The 16,351-nt window shown below is 71.1% G+C and carries 17 protein-coding genes; 6 read left to right on the top strand and 11 right to left on the bottom strand.

Going from position 1 to position 16,351, the window contains the following annotated elements; all coding sequences use genetic code 11:
• Positions 1–3: 3 nt before the first annotated feature.
• From DJ73_RS09015 to DJ73_RS09025, 3 genes are all read right to left on the bottom strand, one after another.
• Positions 4–753, bottom strand: coding sequence for a sugar phosphate isomerase/epimerase (locus DJ73_RS09015; protein WP_094557807.1), 750 nt, complete (start codon positions 751–753; stop codon positions 4–6).
• A gap of 126 nt (positions 754–879) precedes the next feature.
• Positions 880–1,950: a methionine synthase gene (locus DJ73_RS09020; RefSeq protein ID WP_094557808.1), complete on the bottom strand. Its 1,071-nt coding sequence runs from the start codon at positions 1,948–1,950 to the stop codon at positions 880–882.
• Positions 1,950–2,951 (bottom strand): 5-methyltetrahydropteroyltriglutamate--homocysteine methyltransferase, encoded by a 1,002-nt coding sequence (locus tag DJ73_RS09025; RefSeq protein WP_094525723.1) that lies wholly within the window; start codon positions 2,949–2,951, stop codon positions 1,950–1,952. Before DJ73_RS09025 ends, DJ73_RS09020 begins: the two co-directional genes overlap by 1 nt.
• A 111-nt stretch (positions 2,952–3,062) precedes the next feature.
• Here DJ73_RS09025 and DJ73_RS09030 point away from each other — a divergent pair, with 111 nt between their 5' ends.
• Positions 3,063–4,013, top strand: coding sequence for an ABC transporter substrate-binding protein (locus DJ73_RS09030; protein ID WP_094525724.1), 951 nt, complete (start codon positions 3,063–3,065; stop codon positions 4,011–4,013).
• A 6-nt stretch (positions 4,014–4,019) separates the two neighbouring features.
• On the opposite strand, the gene DJ73_RS09035 is transcribed toward DJ73_RS09030, so the two are convergent.
• The 5 genes from DJ73_RS09035 to DJ73_RS09055 are packed head-to-tail and all read right to left on the bottom strand — an operon-like array spanning position 4,020 to position 8,720.
• Entirely contained in the window at positions 4,020–4,637 is a 618-nt protein-coding gene (locus DJ73_RS09035) for a HemK2/MTQ2 family protein methyltransferase (RefSeq protein ID WP_094525725.1), read from the bottom strand.
• A complete protein-coding gene (locus DJ73_RS09040) occupies positions 4,634–5,950 on the bottom strand; it encodes a mechanosensitive ion channel family protein (RefSeq protein ID WP_094525726.1) in 1,317 nt (438 codons plus the stop codon). Before DJ73_RS09040 ends, DJ73_RS09035 begins: the two co-directional genes overlap by 4 nt.
• Before the next feature lie 8 nt (positions 5,951–5,958).
• Positions 5,959–6,897: a 16S ribosomal RNA methyltransferase A gene (locus tag DJ73_RS09045; RefSeq protein WP_094557809.1), complete on the bottom strand. Its 939-nt coding sequence runs from the start codon at positions 6,895–6,897 to the stop codon at positions 5,959–5,961.
• Between the two features lie 45 nt (positions 6,898–6,942).
• Entirely contained in the window at positions 6,943–7,530 is a 588-nt protein-coding gene (locus DJ73_RS09050) for a DUF655 domain-containing protein (protein ID WP_094525728.1), read from the bottom strand.
• Positions 7,531–7,577: 47 nt separating this feature from the next.
• Entirely contained in the window at positions 7,578–8,720 is a 1,143-nt protein-coding gene (locus DJ73_RS09055) for a thiolase family protein (RefSeq protein WP_094557810.1), read from the bottom strand.
• Positions 8,721–8,895: 175 nt separating this feature from the next.
• Between DJ73_RS09055 and DJ73_RS09060 the strand changes: the two genes are divergently transcribed.
• Complete coding sequence (locus DJ73_RS09060) at positions 8,896–10,368, top strand: amidohydrolase (RefSeq protein WP_094527368.1); 1,473 nt, start codon at positions 8,896–8,898, stop codon at positions 10,366–10,368.
• Between the two features lie 21 nt (positions 10,369–10,389).
• Here DJ73_RS09060 and gpmI read toward each other — a convergent pair whose 3' ends face one another.
• Positions 10,390–11,961, bottom strand: coding sequence for a 2,3-bisphosphoglycerate-independent phosphoglycerate mutase (gene gpmI, locus DJ73_RS09065; RefSeq protein WP_094557811.1), 1,572 nt, complete (start codon positions 11,959–11,961; stop codon positions 10,390–10,392).
• 211 nt (positions 11,962–12,172) lie between these two features.
• Here gpmI and DJ73_RS09070 point away from each other — a divergent pair, with 211 nt between their 5' ends.
• The 4 genes from DJ73_RS09070 to DJ73_RS09085 all read left to right on the top strand — a co-directional run bounded on the left by DJ73_RS09070 (position 12,173) and on the right by DJ73_RS09085 (position 15,206).
• Complete coding sequence (locus tag DJ73_RS09070) at positions 12,173–12,844, top strand: ArsR family transcriptional regulator (protein WP_094525732.1); 672 nt, start codon at positions 12,173–12,175, stop codon at positions 12,842–12,844.
• Between the two features lie 78 nt (positions 12,845–12,922).
• On the top strand, positions 12,923–13,843 hold the full coding sequence (locus DJ73_RS09075; RefSeq protein ID WP_094525733.1) for a DMT family transporter: 921 nt from the start codon (positions 12,923–12,925) through the stop codon (positions 13,841–13,843).
• 97 nt (positions 13,844–13,940) lie between these two features.
• Positions 13,941–14,534, top strand: a complete 594-nt coding sequence (locus tag DJ73_RS09080; protein WP_094525734.1) for a GNAT family N-acetyltransferase — start codon at positions 13,941–13,943, stop codon at positions 14,532–14,534.
• Between the two features lie 93 nt (positions 14,535–14,627).
• A complete protein-coding gene (locus tag DJ73_RS09085; RefSeq protein WP_094557812.1) occupies positions 14,628–15,206 on the top strand; it encodes a transporter in 579 nt (192 codons plus the stop codon).
• A 36-nt stretch (positions 15,207–15,242) separates the two neighbouring features.
• Here the strand turns inward: DJ73_RS09085 and DJ73_RS09090 are convergent, their stop codons facing one another.
• Both DJ73_RS09090 and DJ73_RS09095 read right to left on the bottom strand, forming a co-directional pair.
• Positions 15,243–15,695, bottom strand: a complete 453-nt coding sequence (locus tag DJ73_RS09090; protein WP_094525736.1) for an RNA-binding domain-containing protein — start codon at positions 15,693–15,695, stop codon at positions 15,243–15,245.
• The gene (locus tag DJ73_RS09095) at positions 15,692–16,306 is read right to left on the bottom strand and encodes an AAA family ATPase (protein WP_094557813.1); all 615 of its coding nucleotides are present in this window, start codon (positions 16,304–16,306) and stop codon (positions 15,692–15,694) included. Before DJ73_RS09095 ends, DJ73_RS09090 begins: the two co-directional genes overlap by 4 nt.
• Positions 16,307–16,351: the final 45 nt, after the last annotated feature.

The following is a 16,351-nucleotide window of genomic DNA, read 5'->3' on the forward strand; positions in this document are numbered from 1 at the left end:
TTTTTAAAAGTCCACGCCGAGCCGGTCGGCGACGCGCTCCGCGGAGTCGACGAGCAGGGCGTCGTCGTCGGTGAACACCTCCAGCGCGACGGTGCCGTCGAACTCGTCGAGTTCGGCCGCGACGGCCCCGTAGTCCACCTCGCCGGCGCCGACCGGGAGGTGGGTGTCGCCGCGGCGGCGCACGTCGTGACAGTGGAGGTGCGAGACCCGGTCGCCGTGGGCGCGGAGGAACCGCGTTATCGCCCTGTTGTCGCCCTCCATGTACGCGTGTCCCACGTCGAAGCAGATCGGGGTGTCAGTCTCCCGGGCGATGTCGCCGAGGACGGAGAGCTGGAGCCCCGCGTGCTGGTGGCCGACGTTCTCGACGACGACCTCGACGCCCGCCTCGCGGCCGGCGTCGGCGACCCGTCGGAGCTGGTCGGCGGCCGTCTGCCGGAACTCGATGTCGTCGCGGTCGGCCGACGTCGCGTGGAGCACCGCCTTCTCCGCGCTGAGGTCGCCGGCCGCCTCCAGGAGGCGCCGCTGGTAGTCGACGATGGCGTCGTTGACCTCGGGGACGTAGCTGGCCAGTCGCTGGCTGTACGGCAGATGAACGAGCAGGTCGCGGCCGGCGAGCGCGTCGGTCAGCCGCCCCCGGTCGATCTCTCCCGGGACGAGCGTCGGCTCGCCGACCCCGAGCTCGCAGAAGTCGAACCGCGACGGCGACGCCGCGAGCCGGTCGAGGTCGTCGCCGACGGTGAGACCGATCTCCATGTCGGCGGTGGGTGCGGCGGAGATTTATAAGTAGTGGCGCTGGCGGTGCGGCCGGCGGTGTCGCCGGGGCGGTCGCGGATCGATCCCCGCCTCAGTCGTCGAGGCGGTCGCGGATCGATCCTCGCCTCAGTCGTCGAGCGGGTTGTCGACGTCGATCTCGCCGGAATCGATCTCGGCCTCGACCTCGCGAACCGCGGTCACCATGTTCTCCATCTTGCCGTACGCGATCTCCCGGGGCAGGAGCTTCAGGCCGCAGTCGGGCGAGATCGTGAGCTTCTCCGGCGGGACGACGCGGAGCCCCTGCCGGACGTTCTCCTTGATCTCCTCGACGGACTCGATCTCGGCCGTGTGCGCGTCGACGACGCCGAGCGCGAGGTCGGGCTCGAACTCGGGGTCAGTGAACGTCGGGATCTGCTCGAAGTCGCCGTTACACAGCTCGACGTCGAACTCGTCGATCGGGTAGTCGTTGATCTCGGGGTAGATCCGCGAGTAGTCGCCGTAACAGACGTGGAGCCCGATGCGGACCTCCTCGTCGATACCCGAGACGATCCGCTCTAAGGCCTCGCCGACGATGGCGTGGTCCTCCGGCGTCGTCGCCAGCGCGGGCTCATCGATCTGGATGTAGCGCGCGCCCGCCTCGACCAGCTTCTCGACCTCTTCGTTGACGAGGTCGGCGAGGTCGTAGACGAGCTCCTCGGTGGAGGGGTACGCCTCGTTGAATGCCCAGAAGCCGAGCGTGTACGGCCCCGTGATGGGGACCTTGACGGGGCGCTCGGCGACGTTCGAGGTGAAGTCGAACTCGTCGACGAGCCACGGCTCGTCGTACTCGACCTCCTCGACGACCGACGGCTTGTCGAAGTAGTTGTGACCCCACACCTTCACGGGGCCGTTGAACTCGTAGCCGTCGATGCGGTCGGCGAAGAACTCCACCATCTCGTTGCGGCGCATCTCGCCGTCGACGACCGTGTCGAGCCCGGCGCGCTCGTGCTCGTGCGTGATGAGCCGACAGGCGTCGTCGTGGGCCTCCTCGAGGTCCGCGGCGTCGAACTTCGAGTCCGGGTCGTCGACGAGCTCGTCCGCCCGGTTCAGCCACTTCGGCTTCGGGTACGAGCCGACGACGGTCGTCAGCAGGAACGCGTCGTTCGGGTGGTCGTTCGGGCGGAACTGTTCGCGGTTGGCGTCTGGGTTTCGGACCATTAGTCGAGCACCTCCGCGGCGGCGGCGAGCGCGTTCAGCTTCGCGCGGTACTTGTTGGCGGGCAGGTAGAACAGCTCCGTATTAGGGGTGAGGTAGGTCCGGTCGAACCCCTCGGCGGGGATCTGCGACTCGAACCACTCGACCCGCTCCGCGACCGTCTCCGGCTCCTCGACGAGCGTGTTCTGCCCGTCGACGAGCCCGAGCGCGAGCGAGTCGGTGGAGCCGAACTCCTGGACGTTGTACACCGTGTCGTCGCGGTCGCCGGCGACGAGGTCGAGCCCGAGCGCGTCGGCGCCGGCCTCGTCGACGAGGTGCGCGTACAGCTTCTCGCCGAGCGCGCCGTACGAGGTCTGTACCACGACGTCCGCGTCGGTCGCGTCGGCGACCGTCGCGATGGCGTCCGTCGCGGTCGACTCCGCTCCCTCGGCGGGCGGGTTCGTCACCAGCGACGGTTCGAGGAGGAACAGCGTCTCGTGGGCGGGGAACGCCTCGACCTCGCCCGCGAGGAACTCGGCGATCGCGGCCTGGAACGCCGCCTCGTCGCCGTAGTGCTCGTCGCTCGCGAGGTCGGCCAGCGAGTACGGACCCGGCAGCGTCGCGGCGAGGGGCGCCTCGCCGTCGATCAGGTCGGCCGCGGACTCCAGCTCGCGCGCCACGTCGCCGGAGAAGTCGAGGTCGGCGACCACGCGGGGGTCGCGGTAGAAGTTGTTGTTGTCGTAGTACCGCACGATACCGCCGGTCTCGACGCCGTCGTGCACCGTCAGCGGGTGCGCGATCATGTCGTCCCAGCGGCCCTGCCCCTCGCCGACCCGGTCGAGGCCGGCGTCCAGCTGGTCGTCGACGAACTCCGCGCGGACCTCGTCGTACTGCTCGACGATCGCCTCGCTCTCGTCGCCGCTCAGTAGGTCGCCCTTCTGGTGACCCTTGAGGTCCGAGAGCGTCTCTTTCGCCCAGTCCGGGAGCGGGTACAGTCCCGGCGTGGCCGCGACACGTTCAGTCATCACCAGTGGTTCGATATGCCGCCGTATAATATTTGCTAATACGTATTATGCCCGATAGTTATTAGCGGCGGTCGGCCGAACGGTTAAGCCGACGGTCGGGGATCGGTACCCATGACCGTCGTCTCCCTGTTCCCCTCCGCGACCGAGCTGGCGGCCGCGCTCGGCGCGACGCCCGCCGCGGTCTCGCATCAGTGCGACCGCCCGCCCGCGGTCGAGGACCGGCCGACGCTCACCGGGCTCGTCCGCGACCTCGACGCCGACCCCGCCGACCTCGACCGAGTCGCCGCCCACGACGACACCTACTACCTCGACGGCGACCGACTCGCCGCGGCCGACCCGGACGCGGTCCTCACGCAGGGCGTCTGCGCGGTGTGCGCGCTCGACGCCGGGCTCGCGCGCCGCGCGGTGGAGCGGCTCGACCTCGACGCGGCGGTGCTCGACGTCCACGCCGACGACCTCGCCGACGTCCTCGCGAACGTCGAGCGGGTCGGCGAGGCCGTCGGCCGTCCGGCGGCCGCGGCCGCGCTCCGCGACGACCTCGACGCCCGGATCGACGCCGTCGCCGGCGCGGTCCCCCGGGCCGACGCGACCGCCTCGGCCAGCACGACCCCGTCGACCACCTCCCGCCCCCGCGTCGCCGTCCTCGACTGGACCGACCCGCTGCGCCACGCCGGGCTCTGGGTCCCCGACCTGATACGGATCGCCGGCGGGGAGGCCGGGCTCGTCGCGGCCGGAGAACGGTCGCGGAAGATCGGGCTCGACGAACTGCGCGCCTTCGACCCGGAGGTCGTCGTGATCGGTCCCTGTAGCGCCGACGTCGGCGAGGCCCAGCGCGCGGCCGCCGACCTGCTGGAGCGCGAGTCGATCGGCGACGTGACGGCGGTGCGCGACGGGCGGGTGTACGCGATGGACGGCACCGCCTACCTGAACCGCCACAGCCACCGCGTCGTCGACACGCTGGAGGCGCTGGCGGCCGTGATCCACCCGGACCGATTCGGGGAGTACGGCGAGAAGGTGCGGCGCGTCGGCTCGGGTGCCGTCGGGAACTCGACGAGCGGCTAGCGCGGCTTATTCCCGTCGGTCGAGCCGCAGCACGGAGAGCGTCTCGAACGGGAACGACTCCTCGACGGCGACCTCGTGGTCGAAGCCGGCGTCGTCGATCAGCCCGAGCACCTCCTCGTAGCCGGTCAGCGAGGAGACGAGCAGCAGGACGACGCCGCCGGGCGCGAGGACGCGCCCCACGTCGTCGAGGAACGGCTCGATCAGCTCCCGCCCCGACTCGCCCCCGGAGAGCGCGTGCTCCATCCAGTCGCCCCACTCGTTGTCGGGGTCGGTCGGGAGGTACGGGGGATTGAAACAGACGGTGTCGAAGCCGTCCGCGCGGAACGGGGCACAGAGATCGGCGACGACGGCCTCGACGCCGCGTTTGCGGGCCTCACGCGCCGCGTGCGGGTTGAGGTCGGTGCCGACCACGTCCAGGTCGCGCTCCGCGGCGATCCGCGCCGCGACCCAGCCGGAGCCGGTGCCGACCTCCAGCACGCGGCCGCGAGCGGCCTCGACCGCGGCCTCGGCGAGGAGGCCGGAGTCCTCGGCGGGCTGGTAGACGACGGCGTCGTCGACGCCGCGCCGCGCGGCGAGGTCGGGCCCGGGATCGGAGTCCCCGTCCGGCACGCTCCCGTCGCTCACTCGTCTGCCCCCTCGGCGGCGTTGCCGGACCCGGCACTCGCGTCGTCGCCTCCGTCACTCGACCCGTCGGCCGGCTCGCTGCCGTCGCTTCGGTTGCCGCCACCTCGGGTCGCCGCCCGCCCCTCGACCGACGCGTCGAGCTGCGGGCCGGACGCGCTCTCTTCCCGGGCGGAGAGCGTCTGCTGCGGGAACGGGATGACGATCCCCTCGGCCTCCAGCGCGGACTTGATCGCGCCCATCGCGGCCGTCTGGGTGCGCCAGCGCTTCCGCATGCTCGGGTTCCGGATCCAGTACCGGGCGCCGAAGACGACCGCCGAGTCGTCGAACCGCTTCGTCACGGCATCCGGCTCGGGCATCGCGGCGATGTCGTCGACGCCGGCGATCGCCTCCTCGATCACCGCCGCCGCGCGCTCGAGGTCGGTCGCGTAGTCGACGCCGACCTCGACCTCGATCCGCAGGCGGTTCCGGCGCGACCGGTCGATTATCGAGCCCGACCGCACGTCGTCGTTCGGCAGCGTGACCATCTCGCCGTCGAAGGACCGGAGGCGCGTGCTCATGATCGAGATCTCGGTGACCGTCCCCTCGTGGTCCCCGACCTCGACCCAGTCGCCGACCTCGAAGGGGCGGGAGAACATGAGCACGAACCCGGCGAGCACCGCGCCGAGCGTCTGGCGGGCGGCCATCCCGACCACGATCCCCAGAAACCCCGCGCCGACGAGGAGCCCGCCGACGTTGTCCGTGAACAGGCCGACCACGACGAGCAGCGCGAGGGTGTACACCGTCAGCTGCGTGAGCCGCCGGACCACCTCCTCTTGGTGGTCGGTGAGGACGGTGCTGTCGGCGGAGATCTCGCGGATGACGCCGCCGAGGAAGTCGGTGACGGCGTAGGCGCTCGCCAGCAGCACCACCGCGATCACGACGTTCGACAGCTGGTCCGTGATCGCGGCCGCCTCGAACGCGTCGAGGAGCGCGCCGCTGCGGTCCCACACCGCGAGCAGCGAGATCGCGCCGACGGCGGTGGCGGCGCCGACCGACGCCGAGAGCAGCAGGCGCTGGGTCGAGGTGAGCTCGCCGTCGCGCCGCTTCGCCCACGCGGTGAGCAGCCGCACGCCGAAGACGGCCGCGATGATGAGGACGGAGGCGAGAGTGCGCTTGACGTTCTCGGTCAGGGCGTCGTACACGCCCCCCGCCGGACCGGCGGCGTCGCCGCCGGCGGTCAGCAGTTCCGGGAGGGTCGCGGCGGAGAGCGGGCTGACGGAGAGCGGGTCAACGGGAAGCGAGCCGACCGCCAGGACGGCGTCTACGAGCGCCATCCCCGCGATCACACCTCGGTCGGCGCGCCGTGCTCGCGGGCCAGCTCCGCCAGCGCGGCGAACGCGCTCGGTTCCAGCGTCCCGGGGCGCCGGCGGAGCAGCTCCTCGTCTGCGGCCTCGACGACCGCGTCCGGGTCGTCCAGCCCGGAGATGTGGCCGGTGTTCCGGATCGCGTTCCGCACTGTCTTGCGCCGCTGGGTGAACAGCGCCTTCACGAACCGGAGGAAGAACGCCTCGTCGCCGACCGCGTAGTCGGGGTCTCGGGGCGTACACCGGACCACGGCGCTCTCGACCGCGGGCTGCGGGTCGAACGCCTCTTTGGGGACGCGCTCGACGATCTCGACGGCGGCGTAGTGCTGCGCCGAGACGGAGAGCCGGCCGTACTCGGACTCCCCCGCGGACGCCACCATCCGATCGGCGAACTCGGCCTGGAACATCAACACGAGCGGCTTCCCCTCGGGGAGCAGTCGGAAGGCGATCTCGGAGGAGACGCCGTACGGGAGGTTGGCGACGCAGGCGGTGAACGGCGGGAGCTCCACGTCGAGCGCGTCGCCCTCGATCACGTCGAGGCGACCGTCGTCGACCGCGGTCGCGAACTCCTCGCGGAGGAAGTCGGCGAAGGTCCCGTCGCGCTCGACGACGGAGAGGCGGCCGGGAGCGTTGCCGTCGCGGTCGGCGCGGTCGCCGTCGCCGACACGGTCACCGTCAGCCGCGACCGCCGCCGCCAGCAGTCGGTCGGTGAGCGCGCCGGCGCCTCCGCCGATCTCCAGCAGGTGGCTCGCGTCCGCGTCGTCCGGAAGGTACCCCGGGATCCGGTCGAGGACGCGGTCGTCGACGAGGAAATGCTGGTCGCGGTCGGGGTTCGCGCGCTCCCCGGCGCGCCGCGCGAGGGCGTCGGGGTCGCGGTCCCCGTACGCCGCGCCCTCACCCGTCGATAGGTCGGTCATGGCCGCGATAGGCCGGCGCTCCGGGTAAAAGTCCCGTTTCGAGGCTCACTCCTCGCGGCCGGCGAACGTCCGGTACTTCAGGTCGTCCTCGCGGACCTCCTCGACGACGCGTTCGACGATCACCTCCCGCGGGCGGTGGAGCCCCGAGACGCGCTCGGACACCTCGTCGAAGCTCTCGAAGGGACCGCGCTTGCGCTCGTCGAGGACGTTGTTCCGGAGCTGCTTGCCCACCCCCGGAAGGAGGTTGAGCTGGTGGAGCCGGAGCGTGATCGGTCCGGCCTCGTTGTAGAAGTCGACGAAGCGCTCCTCGTCGGACTCGACGATCGCCTCGACGGCGTACTCCACCTCCGCGGCCGCGTTCCTGGTGAGGTCGTCGTACGACACCTCGCGGTACCGGCCGACTGCCGGGCCGTCGAGCGCGACCCGGTCGCTCACGGAGACGTCGGTGTCGTCGTCGACCGAGAGCTCGTACAGGCGGAACGAGTCGGTCCCGAGGCCGTACGCGATAGGGGACTTCCGCGACGGGGGCCGGTCGTCGTCCGGCCGCCCGTTCGGCAACACGTCCAGCAGGACGGCGGCGGGACCGTCGTCGGCGTCCGCCGCGTCGGGCGCGTCGGCGTCGGGATCGCTCATACACGTTTTACGGCGCCGAACGGTGAAAAAACCGCTGCCGCGTCGGGCTATCGCGAGAACTCGATCGCGGCGCCCTGCCCGAAGCCGACGCAGAGGGTCGCGAGTCCGCGGTCGGCGTCGCGCTTCTCCATCTCGTGGAGCAGCGTGACGGGGAGCCGTGCGCCGGAGGCGCCGAGCGGGTGCCCGATGGCGATGGCGCCGCCGTTGACGTTGTACCGCTCCTCGTCGACGCCGAGCTCGCGCCGGGAGTACTCGCACTGCGAGGCGAACGCCTCGTTGAGCTCGACTAGGTCGTAGTCGTTGATGGTCGTCCCGGCGCGGTCGAGCAGGCCCCGCGTCGCGGGCACCGGACCGATCCCCATCACGGTCGGGTCGACGCCGGCGACGTTGTTCGTGCCGACCTCCGCGAGCACGTCGAGCCCGTGGTCCTCGGCGAACGCCTTGCTCGTCACCAGCGTCAGCGACGCGCCGTCGGAGATCTGCGAGGAGTTCCCCGCGGTCACCGTCCCGTCGCCGGTGAACGCGGGCGAGAGGTCGGCGAGCTTCTCGGCCGTCGTGTCCGGGCGGATCCCCTCGTCCGCCTCGACGAGTCCGTCGTCCGTCTCGACCGGAACGATCTCGTCGTCGAACCGGCCCGAGTCGGTCGCCTCGGCGGCCCGCTGGTGGCTCCGGGCGGCGTACTCGTCTTGCGCCTCGCGGCTCACACCGTACTCCTCGGCCACCTTCTCGGCGGTCATCCCCATCTGGAGCTGAAAGACGTTGTACTGCTCCGACAGCTCGGGGTGCAGGTGCTGGTAGGAGTCGCCGTCCATCGGGACGCGGCTCATGTTCTCGACGCCGCCGGCGACGACGCAGTCGCGATTCCCGGCGGCGATCGCGTCCGACGCCGAGATGATCGCCTGCATCGAGGAGGCGCACCAGCGGTTGATCGAGGTGGCGGGCACCGACTCGCCGAGCTCCGAGAGGAGCGCGATGACGCGGGCGACGTTGTTGTCCTGCTCGGTGCGCTGCTGGGCGACGCCCCACATCAGGTCGTCGACGTGGTCGCTCGTTAACCCCGTCTCGTCGAGCGTGTGGTCGATGAGCGTCGTCGAGAGGTCCTCGCTCCGGACGTCTTCGTAGACGCCTCCGTCTCTCCCCTGCGGCGTCCGATATGCGGCGGCGATCACCGGCGTGGTCTCATCTGTCATGAACGATCACAGACCGGTAACGCTCTTAAATGGTCATGGAACCGGCGGAAATATACCCGAAGTTTACGGTTTATCGCATCTGTTGATATTTTAACACATTCAGCACGACCGATAACCGAACGCCGCCGACCGAACTCGACAGAGCCTTTTTTACTTACGTTCGCAAGTAGTTACCATGGTAACTGACGCGATCGTCGAGTCGGTCGAAAGCCGCCGGGACCGGCTCACCGACCTCGCGCTGGACATCTGGGATCACCCGCAAACCGCCTTCGAGGAGACGTACGCCGCCGGTCGACTCGTCGAAGCGCTGGAAGAGCGAGGGTTCGACGTCGACGTCGGCGTCGGCGGCATCGAGACCGCCTTCGTCGCCCGGTACGGCGACGGCGACCCGGTCGTCGGAACGATGGGCGAGTACGACGCGCTCCCGGGGCTCTCCCAGCGCGTGAGCGCGACCCGCGAGCCGGTCGAACGGGGCGGGAACGGCCACGGCTGCGGACACAACCTCTTCGGCGTCGGATCGCTCGGGGCCGCCGTCGGGGTCGCCGACCTGATCGACGAGGGGGTCGACGGAACCGTGGTGTACGTCGGAACCCCCGCGGAGGAGGCCGGCGCCGGAAAGACGTACCTGACCCGCGCGGGCGCGTTCGACGACGTCGACGCGGTCGTCTCGTGGCACCCGGGGTGGTTCAACGCGCCCACGAAGGCGTCGTGTCTCGCGGTCGACGCCTTCGAGGTGACCATGGAGGGGACCTCCTCGCACGCCGCCGCCGCGCCAGAGGCCGGGCGAAGCGCGCTCGACGGGATCCAACTGCTCAACACCGGCGTCGAGTACATGCGCGAACACGTCCCCGACCCCGTCCGGCTCCACTACGTGATCACCAACGGCGGCGACGCCCCCAACGTCGTTCCGCCGGACGCGACCGCGGAGTACCTCGTCCGCGCGCCGAGCCGCGACCTCGTCGAGTCGGTGACCGAGCGGTTCCGCCGCGCCGCCGAGGGCGCCGCCCTGATGGCCGACGTCGACGTCGAGATAACGAAGACGAGCGGGGTGTACGGCGTGCGAGCGAACGAGACGCTCGGCGACGCCATCTACGAGACGATGGCCGACATCGGCTCCTTCTCGGTCTCGGACGAGGCGCTCGCGTCGGACCTGCGCGACTCGCTCGGGGACGTCTCCGACGCGCTCGAGGAGCTCCCGCCGGAGGTCCGGGACCGCGCGGCGGACCGGTCGTACTTCACCGAGCCGATCGAGGCGCCCGACGCCGGGGAGGTCGGGGCCTACTCGACGGACTCCGGCGACGTGAGCCAAGTCGTGCCGCTCGGTCGGATGCGCACCGCGACGTGGCCGGTCGGCACGCCGGCGCACTCGTGGCAGGCGGTCGCCGCCAGCGGCTCGACCGGCGTGGACGGCATGCTCTACGCCGCGAAGTCGATCGGCGGAACGCTGGGCCGACTGCTCACGGACCCCGAGCTCCTCGCCGACGTCGTCGACGAGTTCGAGCGGCAGGGCGGCGCCGACGAGTACGAGTCGCCGATGCCGGACGACGCGGATCCGTACGAACTGCTCGGCGTCGAGCGACCGACGTTCGATCCGAGCGACGGCTCCGCCGGCGACTCCTCGGGCGCGGAGGCTGCCGACGACGACTGAGCCGCGTTCAGCGGCCCCGAGTTACTCCGAGAGGAGCGGCTCGCCGGTCATCTCCGCGGGGCGGTCGAGCCCGATCAGGTCCACGAGCGTCGGGGCGATGTCGCACAGCGACCCGCCCTCGCGGACCGCGCGCCCGCCGTCGTCGCCGTCGGGAGTCAGGTAGACGAACGGGACCGGGTTGAACGTGTGGGCGGTGTGGGGGTCTTCGGGCGTCCCCATGTCGTCGGCGTTGCCGTGGTCGGCCGTCACGACTGCGTGCCCGCCCGCGTCGGCGACCGCGTCGAGGAGCCGGTCGAGCCCCGCGTCGACCGCCTCGACCGCCTCGACGGCGGCGTCGAAGTCGCCGGTGTGGCCCACCATGTCCGGGTTCGCGTAGTTGAGGACCATCAGGTCGGGGTCATCCTCGTCGATGATCGCGATCGCCTCGTCGGTGAGCTCCGGCGCCGACATCTCCGGCTGCAGGTCGTACGTTGGAACGTCCGGGCTCTCGACGATCTCTCGGAGTTCGCCCTCGAACGCCACCTCGCGTCCGCCGTTGAGGAAGTAGGTGACGTGCGGGTACTTCTCCGACTCGGCGATCCGGAGCTGCGTGCGCCCCGCGTCGGCGACGACCTCGCCGATCGTGTTCTCGGGGATCTCCGGCGGGAACGCGACCGGGAACTCGAACGTCTCGTCGTACTCGGTCGCCGTCGTCATCCGGACGTCGGGCTGGTCGACCTCGAACCCCCACTCGGGCCGGGTGTCCGTGAGCAGCCGGACGAGCTGGCGGGCGCGGTCCGCCCGGAAGTTGAAGAAGATCACGGCGTCGCCGTCGGCGAGCGCGGGCTCCTCGTCGACGAGCGTCGGCTCGATGAACTCGTCGGTCTCGCCGCGCGCGTGCGCCTCGGTCGCGGCCTCGACCGCCGTCTCGGCCCGGTGGGGCGCCTCGCGCTCGACGATCGCGTCGTACGCCTTCTTCGTCCGCTCCCAGTTCTCGTCGCGGTCCATCGCGTGGTACCGGCCCGTGACGGTCGCGACGCGGCCGGTTCCCCGCTCCTCGGCCTTCGCCTCCACCTCGGCGAGGAAGCGGTCGGCGATCTCCGGGGCCGTGTCGCGGCCGTCGGTGAACGCGTGGGTCGTCGCCGGCACTCCCGCGTCGGCCGCCGCGTCGATCAGCGCGAGCAGGTGCTCGACGTCCGAGTGGACGCCGCCGTCGGAGACGAGGCCCATGAGATGCACCCGCCCGCCGGTCGACTTCGCGTGGTCCAGCGCCCCCGCGACGGCGTCGTTGTCCGAGAGCGACCCCTCGGCGAGCGCGTCCGTGATCCGGGTGTACGCCTGCTTGACGACCCGCCCCGCGCCGATGTTCAAGTGGCCGACCTCCGAGTTCCCCATCTGCCCCTCGGGGAGCCCCACGCGCCGCCCGTGGACGACGAGTCGCCCGTCCGCGCCCCGCTCGCTCGCGTCGTCGAACGCCGGGGTGTCGGCGGCCGCGACCGCGTCTCGGCCGGCCGGTCGCCCCGAGGGATCGACCGTCTCGCCGTCCTCGCCGTCGCCGCCTCCCGCGCCGCTCCCGAGTCCCCAGCCGTCGAGGACGATGAGTGCCGTCTCCATACCCCCCGTTCCGCTCCGCGGGGTAACTACCCTTCGCTCCGGGCGAACTCCCGGCGACGACCGGCCGGCGGCGACGGTTCGGCGGCGACTGTTCCGTGGCGATCGCCCGTCGGCGACAACGTGGCCGCGGGGAACGACCCCCGGGAGGCGACCCGGTCGGGTCGCCCTCCGTAAGTCAGCCTTTTACGCTCTCGACGCTAACTATACGTTAATGGACTCCGCGGTACTGCTCGATCTCCTCGGGAACGAGAACCGGCGGCGCATCCTCCGGCTGCTCGCGACCAAGCCCTGCTACGTCACGGAGATCTCGGAGTACCTCGACGTGAGCCCGAAGGCCGTCATCGACCACCTGCGGAAGCTGGAGGAGGCGGGCCTGATCGAGTCGACGACGGACGACCAACGCCGGAAGTACTTCCGGATCACCCGCAGCCTCAGACTGGAGGTGAGCGTCTCCCCGTACGGGTTCGGCGCGAAGAGCGCGTACCCCGCCAAGAACAGCCTCGACATGTCCGGCCGGTGTCCCCACCTCACCATCGAGGCGCCCGACGGGTCTGGCGCGTCGAACGACATCGGCGACCTCGCGGGGGAGTACGCCCGCCTTCAGGACCTCGACCGCGAGCTCTCGCTGGCCCAGCGGTGGGTGCAGGGGCGGGTCGAGGACACGCTCGCGAAGATCGACGAGCGGCTCGGAACCGAGGCCGACAGCCGGTTCTACGCCGCGATCCTCGCCGCGGTGATCGAGACGGACGGCACGCCCGCGGCCGTGGCCGAGGAGGTCGGCGCCCGCGAGGAGACCGTCGACGACGCGCTCGGGCGCCTCGCCGACGTCGGGGTCCTCGCCCGCGAGGCCGCCGGCGACGACGACCGGTACCGGGTCCGGTAGCCGGTCGGCGTTTCGGGCTCTCCCTGCACGTCCGGCCGCTTCCGGAACCTTTTGAACCGCGCCCGGAGGAGGGGGCTTGTGAGCCGAGCACGGGACCTCGCGCTGTTCCTCGTCCTCGCCGCCGTCTGGGGGTCCGCGTTCATGGCGATCAAGGCCGGATTGGCGTACTTCCCGCCGGTGCTGTTCGCCGCGCTCAGGTACGACATCGCCGGCGTCGTCATGCTCGCGTACGCCGCGTACGCCGTCGACGACCCGGTCCCTCGCGGGCGAGACGAGTGGGCCGTCGTCGCTGTCGGCGCGACGCTGATCATCGCCGGCTACCACGCGTTCCTCTTCGTCGGCGAGAGCGACCCCGCCGTGACGAGCGCCGTCGCGGCCGTGATCGTCAGCCTCTCGCCCGTGCTGACGACCGTCTTCGCCCGCGCCTTCCTCCCGTCCGAGCGGCTGACCGTCGTCGGGGTGATCGGCCTCCTCGTCGGCCTCGTCGGCGCGGTCGTGCTAGCCGCGCCCGACCCCGCGAACCTGACCGGCGGCGGCACGGTCGCGAAGTTCCTCGTGTTGCTCGCGGCGGCCTCGTTCGCACTCGGATCGGTGCTCACCCGGGCGTCGGACGCCGACCTCCCGATCGAGACGATGGAGGCGTGGTCGATGCTCGCGGGCGCGCTGTTGATGCACCTGCTGTCGGTCGGGCTCGGCGAGTCGGTCGCCGACGTCGCGTGGACGAGGGAGGGCGTACTGGCGCTGGCGTACCTGTCGATCGCCGCCAGCGGGCTCGGCTTCCTCATCTACTTCGACCTGCTCGACCGACTCGGACCGATCGAGATCAACCTCGTCTCCTACGTCGCCCCGATCTTCGCCGCGCTCGCCGGGTGGGTGTTCCTGAGCGAGGGGATCACGGTCAACACGGTCGCCGGCTTCCTGATCATCTGCGTCGGGTTCGCCCTCGTGAAGCGGGCGGCGCTGCGGTCGGCGCTCCGCGAGTACGGGATCGCCGCGTGAGGTCGCGCTCCCGGCCGCTCTCCCGCCCGCCGCCGGGGGATGCGAACAGCCCTCACACTCGGCGATCCTTTTAGGCGTTCCCACGAGACGGGCCGCCATGTTCCCCGAGACGATCGAAACGGACCGGTTGCGACTGGAGCCCCGACGGCCCGAGAACGTCGACCTCGACGCCTGTTACCGGATCTGCTCGTCTGACCCCGCGATCGACGAGGTGACCGAACACGTCACGTGGGACCCCCACGAGACGAAGAAGGAGACCCGCGAGTTCCTCGAACGCGGCCGCGAGCGCTGGGAAGACCACGAGGCCGCGAGCTACGTCATCCGCCCCCGCGAGGGCGAGGAGGGCGCCGGCGATATCGCCGGCTTCGGCGGCTTCTCCGTCGACTGGGAGCGGCGAACCGCCGAGCTCGGGACGTGGCTCCGCAAGCGGTTCTGGGGGCGCGGCTACTCGGGCGAGCGCGCCGCGGCGCTCGTCGAGGTCGCCTTCGACGACCTCGACCTGGAGGTCGTCGCCGTGGGCCACCACCCCGACAACGACAACTCGCGGCGGGCGATCGAGAAGTACATCGAGCGCCTCGGCGGCCGCCGCGAGGGCCGCCTGCGGAACACCCTCACCTTCCTCGACGGGAGCGTCCACGACGAAGTCCGTTACACGATCTCACAGGCGGAGTGGCGCGAGGCGACGAGCTGACGCGCATCGGGTGTTTCGGCGCCTGAAACGAGTTTTTTACTTGCTCATCGCGAGCCAACAAACACTTACCACGGCCGAAACGACTGCGGGTGCATGTCAGTCACCGACCGAACGAGCGGGACGAGCGGAATCGTCGGCGGGGCGGCCGCGGGCGCCGCCGCCTACGTCCTCGGCTACCTGTTCGCGTACGTCACGCAGGGGAGCGCGATAGAGGACCAGCTGGCGGGGTTCAACGTCTTCGCCGACCTGTTCGGCGGCGATCCCATTCCGACGTGGAAGGCGGTCGGGTGGGTGTTCTACAACGGCCACTTCGCCGACACCCGAGTACCGTCGCTGGTCGGCGGCTCGCAGATGACGAACATCATCTCGCAGGCCGACGGCGGCTCGCTGACGCTGCTGTTCGTCGTTCCGCCCGTCCTGCTGGTCGTCGCCGGACTCGTCGCGAGCCGGATCGCTGGGGCGACGGCGCCGGTCGACGGCGCGCAGGCCGGCGCGTCCGTCCTCGTCGGGTACCTCCCGCTGGCCGTGATCGGCGCGTTCATCTTCCGGCACGCGGTCCGAGAGGCGACGATCGCCCCCGACCTCCTCACGGCCGTGCTGCTCGCGGGCGCGGTGTACCCGGCGGCGTTCGGCGCGATCGGCGGCGCGGGCGCGACGCTGCTGAGCGACTGAGAGAGTCGAAAGAGCGGTCGGTCGTCTTCTCGGAGTTCAGTAGTCGCCCTCGTCGGGCTCGACGCGGTCGCCGTACTCCCGGACGGGATCGACCGGCCGGCCCTCGTCGGTCTCCGGCGCGACGTAGTCGATGAACGACTCGACGTCGGGCTCGCGGACGCGGACGTCGACGTCGATCTCGCCGAGCTCGTCCGGCTCGCCGACTGCGAAGTTGACGACCCCCTCGAACGCGGCCTGCTTCTTCAGCGAGAAGGCGAACCCCTCGTCGGTGCTGTTGCGCAGGAACACCCGGCGGGCCGTGTCGAGGATCTCCTGCTCGTGGAGCACGTCGGAGAAGGCGTCGAGGGTGTGCGCCTCGGCGACGAGACTGCCGTCCTCGTGGACCGGCTCCGCGTCCGGGAACACGTTCCGGACCGCGTCGAAGACCCGGTCGGTCACCTCCGTGTCGCGGACCGGGACCTCGATCCGCACGTCGACGCTGTAGATCACGCGCCGTCACCTCCGGCGTTCGCGGTCGCCGTCGACTCCGCGCCCGCTTCCTCGCCCGACTCGCCGGCGACGCCGAGCGCCTCGCGGACGCGACTCCGGAACTCGTCGAGCGTCCCCGTGTTGTCGATCTCGACGTCGGCGCGGTCGAGCGTCTCGCCGAGGCCGAGTTCGATCTCTCGCGCGTCGCGCTCGCGGAGGGCCTCGAGGTCGGAGTCGGAGTCGTCTCGTCCCCGGTCGTCGAGGCGCTCGGCGCGCACCTCGAAGGGGGCCCGGACCGCCACGAGCGTGAAGTCGTCGCCGAACGCCTCGCGGAAGCGCTCCAGCTCGACGGTGGAGCGCAGCCCGTCGACGAGGACGGCGTCGCGGTCGCTCTCGGCGGCGGCCTCGCGGATCAGCGGGAGCGTGCGGGCGGCGATGGCGTCGTCGCCCTCCTCCTCGCGGAGCGCCCGCGCGATCCGGCCGTGGTGCTCGGCGGGGTCAAGCCCGCGGCGGCGGCACTCCGCCCGGATCACGTCGCCCATGACGACGACCGGGATCCCGGCCGCCTCGGCCACGTTCGCCGCCTCCCCCTTCCCGCTCCCGGGGAGCCCGACGGTTCCGATAACGTTCATTGACGCGGAGTAGTCTCGTGCCGGACTTAGGTCTGCTGTTGGCGC

Source organism: Halorubrum sp. Ea1 (assembly GCF_002252965.1).
GTDB lineage: Archaea > Halobacteriota > Halobacteria > Halobacteriales > Haloferacaceae > Halorubrum.

Bases quoted from the DNA above. Each gene is read 5' to 3' on its own strand.
- DJ73_RS09015 (WP_094557807.1), bottom strand. From the start codon at position 753: ATGGAGATCGGTCTCACCGTCGGCGACGACCTCGACCGGCTCGCGGCG.
- DJ73_RS09020 (WP_094557808.1), bottom strand. From the start codon at position 1,950: ATGGTCCGAAACCCAGACGCCAACCGCGAACAGTTCCGCCCGAACGAC.
- DJ73_RS09025 (WP_094525723.1), bottom strand. From the start codon at position 2,951: ATGACTGAACGTGTCGCGGCCACGCCGGGACTGTACCCGCTCCCGGAC.
- DJ73_RS09030 (WP_094525724.1), top strand. From the start codon at position 3,063: ATGACCGTCGTCTCCCTGTTCCCCTCCGCGACCGAGCTGGCGGCCGCG.
- DJ73_RS09040 (WP_094525726.1), bottom strand. From the start codon at position 5,950: ATGGCGCTCGTAGACGCCGTCCTGGCGGTCGGCTCGCTTCCCGTTGAC.
- DJ73_RS09045 (WP_094557809.1), bottom strand. From the start codon at position 6,897: ATGACCGACCTATCGACGGGTGAGGGCGCGGCGTACGGGGACCGCGAC.
- DJ73_RS09050 (WP_094525728.1), bottom strand. From the start codon at position 7,530: ATGAGCGATCCCGACGCCGACGCGCCCGACGCGGCGGACGCCGACGAC.
- DJ73_RS09055 (WP_094557810.1), bottom strand. From the start codon at position 8,720: ATGACAGATGAGACCACGCCGGTGATCGCCGCCGCATATCGGACGCCG.
- DJ73_RS09060 (WP_094527368.1), top strand. From the start codon at position 8,896: ATGGTAACTGACGCGATCGTCGAGTCGGTCGAAAGCCGCCGGGACCGG.
- gpmI (WP_094557811.1), bottom strand. From the start codon at position 11,961: ATGGAGACGGCACTCATCGTCCTCGACGGCTGGGGACTCGGGAGCGGC.
- DJ73_RS09070 (WP_094525732.1), top strand. From the start codon at position 12,173: ATGGACTCCGCGGTACTGCTCGATCTCCTCGGGAACGAGAACCGGCGG.
- DJ73_RS09080 (WP_094525734.1), top strand. From the start codon at position 13,941: ATGTTCCCCGAGACGATCGAAACGGACCGGTTGCGACTGGAGCCCCGA.
- DJ73_RS09085 (WP_094557812.1), top strand. From the start codon at position 14,628: ATGTCAGTCACCGACCGAACGAGCGGGACGAGCGGAATCGTCGGCGGG.
- DJ73_RS09095 (WP_094557813.1), bottom strand. From the start codon at position 16,306: ATGAACGTTATCGGAACCGTCGGGCTCCCCGGGAGCGGGAAGGGGGAG.